This window comes from Jiangella sp. DSM 45060 (assembly GCF_900105175.1).
Taxonomy (GTDB): domain Bacteria; phylum Actinomycetota; class Actinomycetes; order Jiangellales; family Jiangellaceae; genus Jiangella.
In genome coordinates this window covers 1,514,558-1,530,822 of sequence record NZ_LT629771.1, presented here as the reverse complement: position 1 = coordinate 1,530,822, position 16,265 = coordinate 1,514,558, and the positions used below count along the sequence as shown (strand labels likewise).

Genomic DNA, 16,265 nt, shown 5'->3' with positions numbered 1-16,265 from the left:
CGTGGCAAGAGCCGCGAGGAGAGGTAACGCGGTTGACACACACACCCGAGGGGGCGGCCGGAGCCACCGCCACAGACCTGGCGTACGAGCGTCTGAAGCGCGCGATCCTCACCTGCGCGCTGGCTCCCGGGAGCGAACTGCGCGAGGCGCTGCTGGCCGCGCAGCTGGGGGTCGGCCGCACGCCGGTGCGCGGCGCGCTCGGCCGGCTGGTGCAGGACGGCTTCGTCGAGGTCCGCCCGCGCAAGGGCTACCGGGTGACGGACCTGAAGATCACCGACGTCAACGAGGTGTTCGAGCTGCGGCTGCTGCTCGAGCCCGCGGCCTGCGAGCTGGCCGCCACTCGGGCGCCGCGGCAGGCCATCACGGCCATGCACTACCTCGCCCACGCCGAGTACGACCACACCGACCCGGAGAGCTACGAGCGGTTCATCGTCGACAACCGCGAGTTCCACGTCCGGCTGGCCGAGGCCGCGGGCAACCACCGGCTGGCCAGGTCGATCCGCACCCTGCTGGAGGAGATGCAGCGGCTGTTCTTCCTCAGCCTGACGAGGGAGGACACCAGCAGCGAGCAGATGCACGAGCACCTCGAGCTGTACGACGCCATCGTCGCCGGCGACGCCGAGCGCGCCCGCCAGCTCAGCGCCGAGCAGATCGAGCAGAGCCGCCGCCGCGTCATCGAGGCGCTGATCACCGGCTTCTCGCCGGCCACCGTCACCGGGTCGGCGAACCTGGGGCTGTGACGGCGGGCCGCGCACGCTCGACGTGGGCGGCGAGCGCGCGGGCGTCGGCGGGCAGTCGGACGGGCGCGGGACGGGCGGCGGCCATGACGGCCGGGTCCTTCACCGCGATCGAGGTCGAGACGGCGACGACGACGCCGTCGGCCCGCCGCGCCACCTCGCGCGCCGCGGCGACCGCGACGGCGGCCGCGGCCTCGACGGCGAGGCCGGTCTCGCGGCCGAGGCGGACCTGTTCGGCCAGGTAGACGGGCTCGTCGACGGCGACGGCCCAGCCGCCGGAGGTGCGCAGCGCCCAGAGCCCCTGCCAGTGCGCGCTGTCGCTGCCGATCGAGAACGCCGCGGACTCCTGCCGCTCGACGGTGACGAGGTCCTGCTCGGCCGGGTCGTCCAGAGCGAGCGCGGCGCTGAACGCGGCGCCGGTGCTCGCCTCGGCCGCGACCATGGCCGGCCGCCGCGCGATCAGCCCGGCCGCGGCGAGCTCCTCGAAGCCGCGGGCGATGCCGGACATGAGGTCGGCGCGGCTGGTCGGCACGACGACGGCGGCGAGGTCGTCGCCGAGGTCGCGGGCCAGCTCGTAGGCGAGGCTCTTGTAGCCGGCGTTGCCGTACGGGTTGCCGCCGACCCGCGGGTCGGTGAACGTCACCGGGTACCAGCCCAGCTCGTCGATGCCGATCCTGGTCATCGCGGAGCGCCCCTCGAAACCGTCGGCGGCGATGAGGACGGCGCCGAAGTGCTCGAGCAGCGCCTGGAAGGCCGGCGGCAGCGGCCCGTAGGTCGGGACGACGGCGCGCAGCCCGGCCCGGGCCGCGTAGGCGGCGGCCGCCAGCCCGGCGTTGCCGCTGGACGGCGCCACCACCGTGGCGGCGCCGGCCTCGGCCGCCTTGGCGGTCGCGGCGCTCATGGCGCGGTCCTTGTGCGACCACGTCGGGTTCGCGCCCTCGTTCTTCAGCCAGATCCGCCCGGACGGGGCCAGCGGGAAGCACGGCGTGTTCCCCTCCCCCAGCGTGACCGGGGTGGCGACGCCGGACAGCGGCAGGGTGTCCGGCCAGCCCCACGGCCCACCGCGGAACGTGCGCAGGTCACGCCCGGCGAGGTCGGCCAGCGGCGAGAGGAGGTTCACGTGACGGCCGTCAGCGGCGCAGTGCTGGCAGCCGCTGGTGCCGGAGCCGGGCGCGGCGCACCGCGGGCAGACGAGGTCGTCGGTCATCGGGCGCCTCCAGCGCTCGTCGGGGCGGTGTCGAGCAGCCACTGGCCGGCGTCGAGGACGCGGTGGCCGTCGACGTCCAGGGTCGGGTCGACGATGACCACGTCGCGGTGGATCGGCACGTAGACCGTGCCGCCGAACGCGTCGCTCGCGCCGAACGCCACGTGCGCGGTGCCCAGCACCTTCTCGTCCTCCAGGACGTTGCCGGTGAAGGCGGCGCCGTCGTTGGTGCCGACGCCCAGCTCGGCCAGGTTGGTGCCGGCCCGTCCGTGCGAGCGCAGCAGCTCCAGGAACGCGCCGCCGTGTGGGCCGGTCGCGTCGGTGAGCTGCCCGTCCTCGACGGTGAGCAGCATCGGCTCGGGCAGGATGCCGGCCGGCGTCACGCTGCTGGCGGCGATGCGGCCGTGCCCGGTCTCCGGCGAGATCGCCGCCTCGCCGCACGGCAGGTTGCCGAACGCCTGCGGCGCGGTCAGGTCGCCGTCGTCGGCGATGCCCTCCCGCCCGCCGATCCGGAACCACATGTCCGTCCCGTTCGGGCAGGTCAGGTGGGCCGTGCCGGCCTGGGTGAACAGCCGCGCGGCGGCGCTGCCGCGGGCCCGCAGCGCCGGCAGGTCCACCGCCATCGCCCGGGTCAGCATCGCCGAGGTCACGCCGGGCAGCGTCGCGCCGCGCGCGCCCCGCGCCGTCGCCTCCTTGCGGGCGTTCATGTGCGACAGCGACTGCCGGGTCGCGACGATGAAGACGTCCGCCGCGGCCATCGCGCCCGCGACCGGCCGGGCCGGCTCGCCGTCGAGGCGCTCCTCGATCAGCAGCAGCACGGCCTCGGCGTCGCGCGCCCGGCTGCCCTGCCAGATCGCCTCGGCGAGGTCGCGGGTCGCGGCGTCGCCGACCACCAGCACGTGCTCGCCCGGCCGGACGGCGAAGCAGTGGTCCAGGACGGTGCCGATCGCGCGGTCCAGTCCGGCGTCGGTGACGGTCATGGCTGCGTCCTCCAGTCCAGGTGCAGGTAGACGGCCGACGGCTCGTAGTCCCGCCAGGTGTCGGAGACCACCGCGGACGCGCGCTTCACCGAGACGACGATCGCGTACGCCTGCCGGGCCATGACGATGTCCTGGATCTGCCGGAGCAGGTCGTACTGCTCCTCCTCTTCGAACGCCAGCGCCAGCTGGTCGGCGAGCGTGTCCAGCTCGGGGTCGGCGATGCCGCCAGCGTTCCGCGAGCCGTCGGAGGTGAGGTAGTCGTGGATCACCCCGACGACGGCGCCGCTGGTGCCGTAGTAGCCGGTCCGGAACAGCGCGATGTGCCAGCCGGTGTCGCCGTCGTAGATCGAGGAGATGTCGTCCAGCTCCTCGATCTGGATGCCGATGCCCGACTCCTCCAGTTGCGAGCGCAGCGCGACGGCGATCGCCGGCAGGTCCGGGTCGGCGCGGTAGGTGTAGAGCGTCAGCTGCAGCGGCACGCCGTCGCGGGCCCGCATGCCGTCCGCGCCGCGCACCCAGCCGGCCTCGTCCAGCAACCGGCCGGCCCGGTCCGGGTCGTACGCCTGGTTCGACACGGCGTACGGCAGCTGCATCGGGTACATGCCCTCGGCGACGTCATGGAAGCCGTTCATGACGGTGTTCGCCATCGTCTCGTAGTCGATGGCCGCGCTCAGCGCCTGCCGCACGGCCGGCTCGTCCATCGGGCTGCGCTGCACGTTGAGGATCAGCCGCGGGCCGAGCGTGCCGTCGCCGGTGACGAAGTGGGCGGCGGACGAGTTCTCCAGCGTGCCGGCCGACTCCGTGGGCGGGTAGAGCGCGACGTCGACCTCGCCGGACTGCACGGCCAGCACCCGCGCCTGCGCGTCGGAGATGAACGACACCTCGACGCCCGGCAGCGCGGGCTCGCCCTGCCAGTAGTCGTCGTAGCGCTCCAGCACCATGCCGGACGACGTCAGTTCGGTCACCCGGTACGGGCCGGTGTGCATGCCCAGCCCGACCAGCGCCTGCGGGTCGCCCGCCGCCGACTCGTACGCGGCGACGTCGTAGATCGGGAACATGTCCTCCTGCGCCAGCAGCGCGGGCAGGAACGACACCGGCGTCGAGGTGGTCAGCACGACGGTGTCCGGCCCGGTGGCCGCGGCCGTCGCGCCGGGCACGATCGGCGGCAGCACCGGGTTGTTCGCCAGTTGGTGGTTGATCGCGGCGGCGACGGCGTCCGCGTCACACGGGCTGCCGTTCTGGAACGTCACGCCGTCGCGCAGCACCAGCTCCCACTCGGTGGGCGTGACCGGCTCCGCCGACTCCAGCAGCCACGGCTCGACGACGCCGTCGGCGGTCGGGCGCATCAGCAGCTCGCCGTAGCCGAACTCGGGCGCCCAGTACGCCTCGGTGATCGGGTCCAGCGACCCGATCGCCCAGGTCGTGGCGATCCGCAGCGGCCGGTCGGTCTCGCCTGCGGGATCGGTGGCCTGGCCTTCGACGGCGCATCCGGACAGGACCGTCACGGCGAGGGCCGCGACTGCCGCCAGCGCCCGCCGTCCAACTCGTCTACTCATCGGTGCCCCTTCGCGCGTGGACGAGCGGCCGCAGCACCTCTTCTGCGACGACGCGGCCGCGGTTCATCCGCAGGATCCGGTCGGCCAGGACGCTCAGGCGGTCCTGGTCGTGACTCACGATCACGAGCGCCGTGCCCTGGTCGGCGGCCTCCCGGAGCACCCGGGTGACGCCGGCCGCGGTGGTGACGTCGAGGCTGGCGGTCGGCTCGTCGGCGACGACGAGCGCCGGACCGGCCACGAGGGCACGGGCGATGGCCACCCGCTGGCACTGCCCGCCCGACAACTGCGTCGGCAGGCAGCGCACGTCGAGGTGGTCGAGACTCAGCCGGGCGAGGTGCTCCCGCGCGGCGGCCATGCGTTCCTGCTTGGACATCCGCGGCCGCCCGACGGTGAGCGGCTCGGTGACGGAGCGCCAGATCGGCCAGCGCCGGTCGAGGCTCGCCACGGGATCCTGGAAGACCGGCATCACGTATCCGGGCCGCGGCGGCCGCGGCGCGCGTCCATCGGCCCAGATGTCGGCGCCGCCGAGCCGGACGGTGCCCGCGTGCGGCTGCTCGAGCCCGGCCAGCAGCCGCAGCGTCGTCGACTTCCCGCAGCCCGACGCCCCGGTGACGCCGACGATCTCGCCCGGGCGCACCGCCACGGTCAGGTCGACGACGGCGTGGTGGACGTGGCCGCGCTGGCCGTAGGTGACCGAGAGCCCGCTGCCCTCGACGACCGGGGCCGTCACGACCGCTCCACCGCGTGGCAGGCGACGCCGTCGGTGAGCAGCGGCAGCAGCTCCCGGCACTGGTCACCGGAGTGGGCGCAGCGCGGCGCGAACGAGCAACCGGGCAGCCGGTCGGCCAGCGACGGTGGCGTGCCGGGCAGCTCGCGCGGCAGGCCGGCGCCCGGCCGCGGGGCGGCCAGCAGCAGCGCCCGCGTGTACGGGTGCCGCGGCGCACCGATGACGTCGCCGGTGCGGCCGGTCTCGACGACCCGCCCGTGGTACATGACGGCGACCCGGTCGGCGTGCTTGGCGACCAGCGCGAGGTCGTGACTGACCAGCAGCAGCGCGTTCGACGCGGCCCGCAGCGCGGACAGCACGCCGTCGCTGAGGTCGGCGTCGAGCGCGCTGGTGGCCTCGTCGGCGACGGTCAGGGCGGGGCCGTGCACCGTCGCGCCGGCGATGGTGGCGCGCTGCAGCATGCCGCCGGACCACTGGTGCGGGCGCAGCCGGGCCCGGTGCTGCGCGTCCTCGATGCCCAGCTCGGCCAGCCGCGCCGTCACCTGCCCGTCCGGTGGCCGCTGCCCCTTCGCCCGCCAGCCCTCTTCGACGTGGTGGGCGACGGTGCGCAGCGGGTCGCAGGCGGCGTACGGGTCCTGGGCGACGTAGGCGACGTCGGTGCCGCGCAGCCGCCGCAGCCGCCGGCTCGAGGCGCCGACCACCTCGGTGCCGCGGATGCGGACCGACCCGGCTACCCGGGTGCGCCGCGGCAGCAGGCCGAGCAGCGCCCGGGCGACGGTGGTCTTGCCGCAGCCGGACTCCCCCACCAGCGCCAGGCACTCGCCGTCGCCGAGGTCCAGGCTCAGCTCCCGGACGGCGCGGGCGCCGTTCGCGTAGGTGACGTCCAGGCCGTCGACGGACAGCACGGGCGCCGTCACGACGCCGTCGGTCTCGTTCATCCGCGCCTCCAAGCCGGGTCGACGACATCGCGCAACGCCTCGCTGATCAGCACGGCCGCGCCGACGGCGAGCATCACGGCGAGGCCGGGCCCGAGCGCGAGCGTCGGCATCTGGGTGAGCGCGAAGCGGCTCTCGGCCAGCATCTGGCCCCATTCGGCGGTCGGCGGCTGCACCCCGAGGCCGAGGAACGACAGCGCCGACAGCCCGAGGATGATCGCGCTGAGCTCCATCGTCGCCGCGATCGCGACCTGCACGGTCACGCCCGGCAGCACGTGCCCGACGGCGATCCGGACCCGGCCGACGCCGGCCATCCGCGCGGCGACGACGTCCGGACGGTCGTGCGCGCCGAGCGCGTGGCTGCGGGCCAGCCGGGCCAGGTAGGCCCACCCGCTGACGGTGAGCGCGATGATGACGTTGCGCAGGCTCGGGCCGAGGGTGCCGACGATCGCCAGCGCCAGCACCAGCGACGGCAGGCCCAGCAGCAGGTCGACGATGCGGGAGATGACGGTGTCGACCCAGCCGCCGGCCAGCGCGGCCACCATCCCGACCACCACCCCGATCACGCCGACCAGCACGAACACCGCGAGCGCCGCGCCGAGCGTCGTCTGCGCGCCGGCCACGACCCGGGCCAGCTGGTCGCGCCCGGCCTGGTCGGTGCCGAGCAGGTGCTCCGAGCTGGGCGGGGCGAGCTGGGTGTCGTAGCTGGTCTGGTTCGGGTCGGCGGTGAGCCACGGGCCGACGAGGGCGACCAGCGCCAGCAGCGCCGCGATGGCGAGCCCGGCCCGCCCGGACGGGTGCCGCAGCAGGCTGGCCCAGACGCCGACCGGCTGGCTGCCGGCCCGGGCGGAGCGGGCGACGAGGACGGGTGCCGCGGTCATCGCGCCGCCTCCCCCGCCATCGATCCGCCCGGCCGGCCGCGTTCGCGCAGCCGCGGGTCGATCGCCGTCGAGAGGAGGTCGACGGCGAGGCTGCTCAGCACGAACAGCAGCACGGCCAGCATCGTGAACGCCTGCACGACTGGCACGTCGCGGGCGATGATCGACTCGACGGTGTAGCGGCCGATGCCCGGCCAGGTGAACACCGTCTCGACCACCGGCGCTCCGGCCAGCAGCCAGCCGACGCTGACCCCGAACACCGCCAGGAACGGCACCGACGCGTTGGGCAGCGCGTGCGTCACGAGCAGCCGCAGCCGCCCGGCGCCGCGCGCCTCGGACACGTGCAGGTAGGTGGCCGACATCGATTCCAGCAGGCCGGCCCGCAGGATGCGCGCCCACGACGCCGCGGGCCACGCCGCCAGCGTGATCGCCGGCAGCCACGCGTTCGACCATGTGCCGTCCGCGACGACGTTGCCGGCGCCCCAGCGCAGCACCACGACGTAGAGCAGCACGACGCCGATGACGAACGCCGGCGTCGACACCATCACCAGCGTCACGACCCGGATGACGGCGTCCGGCCAGCGGCCCGCCGTCGCCGCGCCGAGCAGGCCCAGCGGCAGCGCGACCGCCAGCGCGATCAGCAGGGCCGCGAGCGTGAGGTTGATCGTCGCGGGGAGGTAGACGGCCAGCTCGTCGCTGATCGGCCGCCCGGTCCGCCAGGACTGCCCGAAGTCGCCGCGCACCGCGCCGCCGAGCCAGTCCAGGTACCGCTCCCACGCCGGCCGGTCCAGGCCGAGGGCCAGCCGTTCGGCCGCGAGCTGCGCGTCGGTCGGGTCCACGACGCCGCGCCCGTTCAGCACCCGCCGGGCCGGGTCGCCGGGCGCCAGCGCGAGCAGCGACCACACCAGCAGGCTCGCCACCCACAGCGTCACCAGCATGTGCAGGATCCGGCGCGGCACCCGGCCCATTCGCCGCCGTCGTCTTGGCACAACGCTCATCGGTCCCTCGCCTTCATCCGGCTCTCACATCGAATTGGAGCGGCTGACCTGCATTGGGGCCGAAGAGTAGAGGGCCGGTCGGTCGGCCCGGAAGGCCTCGACCGGGAACCGGCTGACGCCGTCGAGCGCCAGCTCGGTGAGCACCCGGCCGAGCAGCCCGGCGAACTTGCCCGCGTGACCGGCGCCCGCGCAGACCAGCACGCGCTCGTGGCCGGGGACGTAGTCGGCGATGAAGTCGCGGTCCGGCGGGAAGTCGTAGCAGCAGACCCGCGAGTACAGCTCCGGCCCGACGGCGGCCGGCAGGTGCCGGCCCAGGAACCGGCGGACCTCGTCGACCCGGCCCGGGTCGGTCCGGTACGTCCGCGTCTCGCTGGTGACCTCCGGCCCGACGCCGTCCAGCCCGGCCTTCACCGCCACCTCGCCGTATACCGGCAGCCCGTAGTAGAGCCGGCTGTCGTCGTCGATGAAGCCGAACACCGGGAAGCGGTCCGGGGTGAACTCGCGCACCTTGGGGGTCGCGAAGTACGTCACCTGTTCCTCGGTGAGCGTGATCGGCAGCCGGGTGCCCAGCAGCTCCAGCAGCTCCGGGTTCCAGGCGCCGCCGCTGAGCACCAGCCGGTCGGCGGCGAAGCGGCGGCCGTCGGCGATGGCGACCTCGACGCCGCCCGCCGTCTCGGTCAGGCCCGTCACCGGCGCGTTCGGCACGATCGTCACGCCGTTGTCGCGGCTGAGCGCGACGTGCGCGGCGGTGGCCTGGCGGATGTCGAGCACCCCCGCCTCCGGGTCCAGCACGCCGCGGTGGTGCGGCTCCAGCCGCCACTGCGGCCAGCGACGCATGACGTCGGCGGCGCCCAGCTCCTCGTGCGGGAGGTTCGTCGCGGCCATCGCGGCGACGGTGTCGTCGACGAACGAGATCGACGGGGCGTCCTCCGACGCCAGGATCAGCCCGCCGGTCCGCTGCACCAGCCGCAGCCCGGTCGCCTGCTCGACGATGCTCCAGCTCTGGTACGCCGCCGGGGTGAGCGTCGTGTAGGCGGTGCGGGTGTACGTGTGCCGGATGACCCGCGAGTGGTCCTCCGACGCGCCCCGCGAGTGGCCGAGGTCGAACTGCTCCAGCACCAGGACCTCGGCACCGAGACGCCGGCTCAGCCAGTAGGCGGTGGCGGCGCCGATCGCGCCGCATCCCACCACGATCACCCGGTACCGGTCCGCCATCGGCGTCTCCCGTCGGTCGCCGGCGTCGCTGCCGGACTGTCGTGCCGGACAACCTAGGACGCCGGAATCCGTCCGGTCCGCACCCGAACGTCGCAATCTCCCGGCCTTAGACTCGACAGATGTCGAGTCCGCGAGGCACGCATGCTCGATGAGCTGCAGCAGCTCGTCGACGACCTCGCCACCGAGCTGCAGCGCTCGGTGGCGGTCGACGACGTCGCCATCCAGCTGCTGGCGGCCAGCGCCCACTACGGCGCCATCGACCCGCCCCGCATCGACAGCGTCCTCGCCCGCCGGGCCGACGCCGCGATCGTCGCGCACGTGCGCACGTTCGGCATCGACCACGCCGTCGACCCCGTCCACATCCCCGACAGCGCCGAGCTGCGCACGCTGCCGCGCATCGCGGTGCCGCTGCGCGACGGCTCGGACCTCTACGGCTTCCTCTGGCTGATCGACGCCGACCCGCCGGTCACGCCGTCCGAGCTGACCATGGCCACCAAGGGCGCCCGGGCGATCACCGAGCTGCTGCGCCACAACGCCGCCGAGCTCGACGACCTGCAGGCGCAGGACACCCCGCTGCTGGCCGGCCTGTTCGGCGACGACCGCGACCGCCGCGACGCCGCCCTCGCCGCCGTCACCGGGCCGGACCGCCTCGGCGCCGGCGCGTCACTGCGCATCGCGGCCATCCGGTTCCGCGACGGCGACGACGACACCGCCGAGGCCGCCCGGCACGCCGTCACCCGGTCCGTCGCGCTGCGCCAGCTGATCGGGCCGGCGCTGGTCGCGCCGGTCGGCGGGTACCTCGCCGTGGTCAGCCGGGCCGGCCCGCGCCCGCCGTCGGCCGCCTGGCGCGAGCGGTTCTGGAGCACCGCCCGCGCGGCCGAGCCCGCCCTCGCCGTCGGCCTCGCCGACCAGCTGCCGGGCGAGTCGCCGGCCGCGTCGTTCGCCCGCGCCGCCTACGCCGCCGACGTCGCCCAGCGGGTCGGCGAGTTCGACGGGTTCGCCTGCTGGTCCGAGCTGGGCGCCTGGCAGCTGCTCTTCGGGCTGCCGTGGACGCCCGAGACCGCGCTCGAGCTGCACCCGCCGCTGGCGCCGCTGCTGCGCCCGGAGCATCGGCTGCTCGCCACCACGCTGCTCACCTACCTCGACTCCGGCGGCGACGCCGCGGCCACCGTCGCCGCGCTGCACATCCACCGGACCACGCTCTACTACCGGATGGACAAGATCCGCGACCTCGTCGGCAGCTCCTGGTCGACCGGCACCGGGCGGCTGGGCGCGCACGCGGCGCTCGTCCTCGCCACCCGCCTCGCTCCTTCCTCCTGACTCCGTCCGCGGCACTTCCGTCCAGGACCTTCCGCCGGTGTGATGTTTCAAGTAACGTCTCCTGTGATGTATCACAGAGCCGACTCCTGGGGAGCGTCGAAGCGATGAACGACGAGCACGGACACGGCCACGGACATGGGCACGGTCATGGGCATGGCCACGGACACGACGGGGTCCGCCTGCGCGACCGCGTCACCCACCTGTTCAAGCCGCACGCACACGACCACACCGAGGCCATCCAGACCGCCGAGGAGGCCAGCAGGGAGGGCATCCGCGCCGCCTGGATCGGTCTCGGCGGCATGGGCGCCACCGCCGTGCTGCAGATCGTCATCGTCGCCATCAGCGGGTCGATCGCGCTGCTCGCCGACACCCTGCACAACCTCGGCCACCTCGTCACGACCATCCCGCTGGTGATCGCGTTCCGGCTGGGCCGGCGTGCGCCCACCAAGAAATACCCGTTCGGCTACCGCCGCGCCGAGGACCTGGTCGGCCTGCTCATCGCCGCCGTCATCGCGCTGTCCGCCGCCCTGATCATCTGGGAGTCCGTCGACGCGCTGGTGAACCCGCGCGAGCTGACGAACCTCGGCTGGGTGTTCGCCGCAGGCATCGTCGGCGCACTGGGCAACGAGCTGGTGGCGATCTACCGCATCCGCATCGGCCGCAAGATCGGCTCCGCCGCCCTCATCGCCGAGGGCAACCACGCCCGCGCCGACGGCTTCACCTCCATCGCCGTCGTGCTCGGCGTCATCGGCGTCTGGCTCGGCTTCCGCCAGGCCGACGCGATCATCGGGCTGATCATCGCGGTCGCGATCCTGTGGATCCTGGTCGAGTCCTGCAAGTCGGTCATCCGCCGCCTCATGGACGGCGTCGAGCCCGGCCTCGTCGACCAGATCCACGGAGTGGCCTCCGCCGTGCCCGGCGTCCAGTACGTCGACGCGATCCGCGCCCGCTGGAGCGGCCACCGCCTCGAGGCCCAGGTCACCCTCGGCGTCGACGCCACCCTCACCGTCGCCGACGGGCACCAGCTGGCCGAGGAGGCGCACCACGAGCTGCTGCACACCATCGCTCACCTCAACGACGTCAGCGTGCACATCCACCCCGCCTACGACGGCGTCACCCCACCCGAGGCGCACGAGCTGACCCACCATCACAGCTCCCCCGAGGCGCGCCGCGCCTACCAGGAGGCGCGCGGCGCCTAGGCTGACCCGGTGCTCGCCCACCAGCCCGCCGCCGTCGCGGTGACCCCGGCGGCGGGCCGATGAGCACCGGCGGGGCGGTCGCGCTGCTGCTGGTGCTGGTCGCGTTCCTGGTCGCGCTGGCGGTCCTGGTCCCGATCCGGCGGCGGAAGCGGCGCCGGCTGGCGGCCACGGCCACCGTCATGGCCGACTTCGCCGCCGTCAACGGCATGCGGTTCGGCCGCACCGAGCCGAACCTGCCGGCCCGGGCGCCGAGCATCTACGACATCGTCGGCGACCCGCTGGTGTACGTGGACTTCCACCTCGACGGCACCCTGCGCGACGTGCCGTTCCAGGCGTTCCAGGTGCGCCGCCCGCCGCCGCGGCAGCACGCCGAGACGTTCGAGGTGTCGACGCGCACGCCGGAGTACACCGTGCTGCTGGTGCCGCGCCCGGTGCCCGGCCCGGAGCTGCGCCTGGCATCGCAGCGGCTGTCCTGGGCGACGGCGCTGCGGCGCGACGTCGAGGTGGGCGACCCGCGCTTCGACGCCGTCTTCCACGTCAGCACCAGCGCCCCCGACTTTCGCCCGGCTCGTGCTGCGCCCGCCACTGACCACCTGGCTGGCCGCCGACCCCCGCGCCGCCGCCGCGATCGTCGTGTTCGAGCCGGCCGAGCTGATGGCGGTGCTGCCGGGGCCGCTCACGCCGGAGGGCGCGATGGCGCTCGCGGACCTGATGACCGACCTGCGCCGGCGCGTCCCCTGGACGACGCTCGCCTGATCCGGCTCTACGGACGTGTCTGCCGCTCGCGAGGTGACCTTCATCGGCTCGTGCGTCGGGCATACTCCGCAGCGTGATCTCGACGTTCCTGGTGGAGCACTCGTGGGCGGTGCCGATCGTCTTCGCGCTCCTGCTGGCCGGCTGCGTGCTGCTGGGCACCGTTCTGCTCCGGGCCGGTGACCGCGGCGAGCAGGTCACCCGCTGGCTGGCCGCGGCCGCGGTGCTCGCGGCCCTGGCGCTGACGCTGACGCCGGCTGGTGCGCAGCCCGAGCGGACCTGCGCCGTCCAGTTCGCCTGGCCCTCGCTGGGCGGCGTCGAGACGCTGGCGAACATCGCCCTGCTGCTGCCCGTCGCGTACTTCGCCACCCTGCTGACGCGGCGACCGGTGCTGGTCGCCGCGGCGGCGTCGGCCGGGTCGGTGCTGATCGAGACGGTTCAGGCGCTGGTCCCCGCCATCGGCCGGGCCTGCGACACGACCGACTGGGAGATGAACACGATCGGCGCGGTGGCCGGTGCGCTCCTCGCGTGGTCGATCATCCGCGTACGGGCAGGGCTCGCCGCAGCGGCACGGCGTCGTCGAGGGTGAGGCCGAACCCGGGCTCGTCGTTCGGCGCGATCCAGCCGTCCACGGGCAGCACCTCGCCGGAGAACAGCGGTGCGTGCTGGCCGGTGACGGTGCCGCCGTCGTGCGACAGCACCGGGAACTCGGCGAGGTCGCCGTCGGGGCGGGTCGCGACGAAGTGGTAGGCCGGCATGCCGCCGACGTGCGGGATGACGGTGACGCCGAAGGTCTGGGCGACCGCCGAGATCCGCAGCAGCTCGGTCAGGCCGCCGCACCAGGCCGGGTCCGGCTGGACGACGTCGACGCCGGCCTCGCAGAGTAGGCGGAAGCCCTTGGCGGTGTACTCGTGCTCGCCGGTCGCGAGCCGCATGGACGGCGGCATCCGGTCGCGCAGGCGGCGCAGCCCGGCGTAGTCGTCGGGCGGCAGCGGCTCCTCGATCCACGCGACGCCGAGCTCGGCCACCGCGTGCGCGAGCCGGACGGCGTAGTCGACGTCCAGCGACATCCAGCAGTCGTACATGATCGGGAAGTCGTCGGGCAGCGCCGCACGTGCCCGGGCGGCGATCTCGACGTTGGCCCGGAACCCGGCCTCGCCCTCGCACGGCGCGTACGTCAACGGCAGCTTGGCGCCGGCGAAGCCGAGATCGCGGGCGGTGGACGGTTCCGGGCCGGTCGCGTAGACGCGGACCGCGTCGCGGATCGTGCCGCCGAGCAGCGCGTGCACCGGCAGCCCGGTGATCCGGCCGTGCAGGTCCCAGATCGCGATGTCCACGGCGGAGATCGCGTGCAGCACGAGGCCCTTGCGGCCGTAGAGCAGCGTGCTGTTGAACATCCGGTCCCAGATGCGGCTGTGCGCGGACGCCCGCTCCCCCACCACCAGGTACTCGAGGTGCTGCTCGACGATCGCCGCCGTCGGCAGGCCGCCTGACGTCGTGGCGTAGCCGACGTTGCCGTCGGCGCTCTCGACCTCGACGAGGACTCGCTCGTTCGCCAGCGGCCCGATCGCCGCCGACCGGTTGTCCCGGAACTCCGCGTACTTCGTCATCGGGTTGGCGACCTTGCCCTGCAGCCAGTGCACCGGCCGCTCGCCGGACGCCTCCTCCCGCGGCTGCGGCCGCTCCTCGTCCAGGTAGGTCCGGACGGCGACGATGCGCTCGCCGCTCATCGGAGGAAGGCGGCGGCGACGCCGGCGTCGACGGGGATGTGCAGGCCGGTGGTGTGGGAGAGGTCGCCGGCGGTGAGGGCGTAGACGGCGTTGGCGACGTGTTCGGGGAGGACCTCGCGCTTGAGCAGGGTGCGTTGGGCGTAGAAGGCGCCGAGTTGGTCCTCGGCGACGCCGTAGACGGCGGCGCGTTGGGCGCCCCAGCCGGCGGCGAAGATGCCGGAGCCTTGGACGACGCCGTCGGGGTTGATGCCGTTGACGCGGATGCCGTGCTCGCCGAGTTCGGCGGCGAGCAGGCGGACCTGGTGGGCCTGGTCGGCTTTGGTGGCGCCGTAGGCGATGTTGTTGGGCCCGGCGAACACGCCGTTCTTACTGGCGATGTAGACGATGTCGCCGCCCAGGCCCTGCCCGGTCATGACGCGGGCGGCTTCGCGGGAGACGAGGAACGAGCCGCGGGCCATCACGTCGTGCTGCAGGTCCCACTCCGCCGCGGTGGTGTCCAGCAGGGGTTTGGAGATGGACAGGCCGGCGTTGTTGACGACCAGGTCGACCCCGCCGAACGCCAGCACCGCCTGCCGGAACGCGGCGGCGATCTGTTCCTCGCTGGTGACGTCCACCGTCACCGCCACCGCGGTGTCGCTGGTCCCGATCCCCGCGGCGACCTCGGCGGCCGCGTCGGCGTTGAGGTCGGCGACGACGACGCAGGCGCCCTCGGCGGCCAGGCGCTGCGCGATGGCCTTCCCGATCCCGGACCCCGCGCCGGTGACCAGCGCCACCCGCGTGGCCAGCGGCTTGGGCTTGGGCATGCGCTGGAGTTTGGCCTCTTCCAGCGCCCAGTACTCGATCCGGAACTTCTCCGACTCCGCGATCGGCTGGTACGTGGAGACCGCTTCGGCGCCGCGCATCACGTTGATCGCGTTGACGTAGAACTCGCCGGCCACCCGGGCGGTCTGCTTGTCCTTGCCGAACGAGAACATCCCCACCCCGGGGATCAGCACGATCGCCGGGTCCGCACCCCGCATCGCCGGACTGTCCGCGGTGGCGTGGCGCTGATAGTAGGCGGCGTACTCGTCGCGGTAGGCCGCATGCAGCACCCGCAACCGTTCCACCACCTCGTCCAGGGGTGCGGTGGGCGGGAGGTCGAGCACCAGCGGGCGGACCTTGGTGCGCAGGAAATGGTCCGGACACGACGTGCCCAACGCCGCCAGCGCGGGGTGCTTGTCCCGGGCCAGGAAGTCCAGCACCACGTCGGTGTCGGTGAAGTGCCCCACCTGCGCCTTGTCCGTCGACGCCAGCCCCCGGATCACCGGCGCCAGCGCCGCCGCCCGGGCCCGCCGCTCACCCTCGGGCAACGCCGCGAACCCGTCGACCAGCGGCCCGAACGGGTCGGCCCGGCCGCGCTCGACCAGGAACGACTCCGCCGTCCGGATCATCCACAACGAATTCGCCTCACACTCCTCGCTGGTGGCGCCCCACGCGGTGATCCCGTGCCCACCCAGCACACACCCCACCGCGTCCGGGTGCGCGGCCTTGATCGCGGCGATATCCAGCCCGAGCTGGAACCCGGGCCGCCGCCACGGCACCCACACCACCCGATCGCCGAAACACTGCTTCGTCAACGCCTCCCCGTCGGCCGCGGTGGCCAACGCGATCCCGGAATCGGGGTGCAGATGATCCACGTGCGCCGCGTCCACCAGCCCATGCATCGCGGTATCGATCGACGGGGCCGCGCCGCCCTTGCCGTGCAAGCAGAAATCGAACGCGCCGACCAGCTCGTCCTCCCGCTCCACCCCGGGGTAGACGTCGACGAGCGCGCGCATGCGGTCCAGCCGCAGGACGGCCAGCCCGGACTCCGTCAGCGTGCCCAGATCACCACCGGAGCCCTTCACCCACAACAACTCCACCGCACCACCGGTCACCGGATCCACCCCGACACCCTTCGCCGACGTGTTCCCACCCGCAAAATTCGTGTTCCGCGGATCCGAACCCAGCCGGTTGCTGCGCTCGATCAACTCCGTCACGACAGCGTTGCTCAT

15 protein-coding genes are annotated in these 16,265 nt (G+C 73.9%); 5 read left to right on the top strand and 10 right to left on the bottom strand.

From position 1 onward, the window contains the following. The first annotated feature begins 32 nt into the window (after positions 1-32). Positions 33-740: a GntR family transcriptional regulator gene (locus BLU82_RS06795; RefSeq protein ID WP_092617540.1), complete on the top strand. Its 708-nt coding sequence runs from the start codon at positions 33-35 to the stop codon at positions 738-740. Here BLU82_RS06795 and BLU82_RS06790 read toward each other — a convergent pair. Genes BLU82_RS06790 through solA form a run of 8 tightly spaced genes read right to left on the bottom strand, consistent with a single transcriptional unit; the run spans position 712 to position 9,230 of the window. After that, positions 712-1,944, bottom strand: a complete 1,233-nt coding sequence (locus BLU82_RS06790; RefSeq protein ID WP_092617537.1) for a pyridoxal-phosphate dependent enzyme — start codon at positions 1,942-1,944, stop codon at positions 712-714. The genes BLU82_RS06795 and BLU82_RS06790 overlap by 29 nt on opposite strands. Further along, complete coding sequence (locus tag BLU82_RS06785) at positions 1,941-2,921, bottom strand: aminopeptidase (protein WP_092617534.1); 981 nt, start codon at positions 2,919-2,921, stop codon at positions 1,941-1,943. The genes BLU82_RS06790 and BLU82_RS06785 overlap by 4 nt, the downstream gene beginning before the upstream one ends. Continuing rightward, complete coding sequence (locus BLU82_RS06780; protein ID WP_092617531.1) at positions 2,918-4,477, bottom strand: ABC transporter substrate-binding protein; 1,560 nt, start codon at positions 4,475-4,477, stop codon at positions 2,918-2,920. The genes BLU82_RS06785 and BLU82_RS06780 overlap by 4 nt, the downstream gene beginning before the upstream one ends. Continuing rightward, positions 4,470-5,207, bottom strand: coding sequence for a dipeptide/oligopeptide/nickel ABC transporter ATP-binding protein (locus tag BLU82_RS06775; RefSeq protein WP_157740672.1), 738 nt, complete (start codon positions 5,205-5,207; stop codon positions 4,470-4,472). The genes BLU82_RS06780 and BLU82_RS06775 overlap by 8 nt, the downstream gene beginning before the upstream one ends. Then, positions 5,204-6,142, bottom strand: coding sequence for an ABC transporter ATP-binding protein (locus BLU82_RS06770; RefSeq protein ID WP_092617525.1), 939 nt, complete (start codon positions 6,140-6,142; stop codon positions 5,204-5,206). Before BLU82_RS06770 ends, BLU82_RS06775 begins: the two co-directional genes overlap by 4 nt. After that, on the bottom strand, positions 6,139-7,020 hold the full coding sequence (locus tag BLU82_RS06765; RefSeq protein WP_092617522.1) for an ABC transporter permease: 882 nt from the start codon (positions 7,018-7,020) through the stop codon (positions 6,139-6,141). Before BLU82_RS06765 ends, BLU82_RS06770 begins: the two co-directional genes overlap by 4 nt. Next, positions 7,017-8,015, bottom strand: a complete 999-nt coding sequence (locus BLU82_RS06760; RefSeq protein WP_197682775.1) for an ABC transporter permease — start codon at positions 8,013-8,015, stop codon at positions 7,017-7,019. Before BLU82_RS06760 ends, BLU82_RS06765 begins: the two co-directional genes overlap by 4 nt. Positions 8,016-8,039: 24 nt before the next feature. Further along, positions 8,040-9,230: an N-methyl-L-tryptophan oxidase gene (gene solA, locus BLU82_RS06755; protein WP_092617516.1), complete on the bottom strand. Its 1,191-nt coding sequence runs from the start codon at positions 9,228-9,230 to the stop codon at positions 8,040-8,042. 141 nt (positions 9,231-9,371) lie between these two features. Here solA and BLU82_RS06750 point away from each other — a divergent pair, with 141 nt between their 5' ends. The 4 genes from BLU82_RS06750 (at position 9,372) to BLU82_RS06735 (ending at position 13,091) form a co-directional block, all read left to right on the top strand. Beyond that, a complete protein-coding gene (locus BLU82_RS06750) occupies positions 9,372-10,550 on the top strand; it encodes a helix-turn-helix domain-containing protein (protein WP_092617513.1) in 1,179 nt (392 codons plus the stop codon). Positions 10,551-10,654: 104 nt separating this feature from the next. After that, positions 10,655-11,749 carry a cation diffusion facilitator family transporter gene (locus BLU82_RS06745; RefSeq protein ID WP_092617510.1) on the top strand — a complete coding sequence of 365 codons (1,095 nt, stop codon included), beginning with the start codon at positions 10,655-10,657 and terminating at the stop codon, positions 11,747-11,749. 59 nt (positions 11,750-11,808) lie between these two features. Further along, complete coding sequence (locus BLU82_RS06740) at positions 11,809-12,582, top strand: hypothetical protein (protein WP_092617507.1); 774 nt, start codon at positions 11,809-11,811, stop codon at positions 12,580-12,582. Then, positions 12,579-13,091, top strand: a complete 513-nt coding sequence (locus BLU82_RS06735) for a VanZ family protein (protein WP_092617503.1) — start codon at positions 12,579-12,581, stop codon at positions 13,089-13,091. Before BLU82_RS06740 ends, BLU82_RS06735 begins: the two co-directional genes overlap by 4 nt. On the opposite strand, the gene rhmD is transcribed toward BLU82_RS06735, so the two are convergent. Together rhmD and BLU82_RS06725 are read right to left on the bottom strand one after the other, a co-directional pair. Beyond that, positions 13,039-14,232, bottom strand: a complete 1,194-nt coding sequence (gene rhmD / locus BLU82_RS06730) for an L-rhamnonate dehydratase (protein ID WP_092617499.1) — start codon at positions 14,230-14,232, stop codon at positions 13,039-13,041. The two genes, BLU82_RS06735 and rhmD, sit on opposite strands and share 53 nt — an antisense overlap. Next, positions 14,229-16,265: a bifunctional aldolase/short-chain dehydrogenase gene (locus tag BLU82_RS06725; RefSeq protein WP_092617497.1), complete on the bottom strand. Its 2,037-nt coding sequence runs from the start codon at positions 16,263-16,265 to the stop codon at positions 14,229-14,231. The genes rhmD and BLU82_RS06725 overlap by 4 nt, the downstream gene beginning before the upstream one ends.

Coding starts and splice junctions, on each gene's coding strand:
- BLU82_RS06790 (WP_092617537.1), bottom strand. CDS start 1,944: ATGACCGACGACCTCGTCTGCCCGCGGTGCGCCGCGCCCGGCTCCGGC.
- BLU82_RS06785 (WP_092617534.1), bottom strand. CDS start 2,921: ATGACCGTCACCGACGCCGGACTGGACCGCGCGATCGGCACCGTCCTG.
- BLU82_RS06780 (WP_092617531.1), bottom strand. CDS start 4,477: ATGAGTAGACGAGTTGGACGGCGGGCGCTGGCGGCAGTCGCGGCCCTC.
- BLU82_RS06770 (WP_092617525.1), bottom strand. CDS start 6,142: ATGAACGAGACCGACGGCGTCGTGACGGCGCCCGTGCTGTCCGTCGAC.
- BLU82_RS06765 (WP_092617522.1), bottom strand. CDS start 7,020: ATGACCGCGGCACCCGTCCTCGTCGCCCGCTCCGCCCGGGCCGGCAGC.
- BLU82_RS06760 (WP_197682775.1), bottom strand. CDS start 8,015: ATGAGCGTTGTGCCAAGACGACGGCGGCGAATGGGCCGGGTGCCGCGC.
- solA (WP_092617516.1), bottom strand. CDS start 9,230: ATGGCGGACCGGTACCGGGTGATCGTGGTGGGATGCGGCGCGATCGGC.
- BLU82_RS06750 (WP_092617513.1), top strand. CDS start 9,372: ATGCTCGATGAGCTGCAGCAGCTCGTCGACGACCTCGCCACCGAGCTG.
- BLU82_RS06745 (WP_092617510.1), top strand. CDS start 10,655: ATGAACGACGAGCACGGACACGGCCACGGACATGGGCACGGTCATGGG.
- BLU82_RS06740 (WP_092617507.1), top strand. CDS start 11,809: ATGAGCACCGGCGGGGCGGTCGCGCTGCTGCTGGTGCTGGTCGCGTTC.
- rhmD (WP_092617499.1), bottom strand. CDS start 14,232: ATGAGCGGCGAGCGCATCGTCGCCGTCCGGACCTACCTGGACGAGGAG.
- BLU82_RS06725 (WP_092617497.1), bottom strand. CDS start 16,265: ATGAGCAACGCTGTCGTGACGGAGTTGATCGAGCGCAGCAACCGGCTG.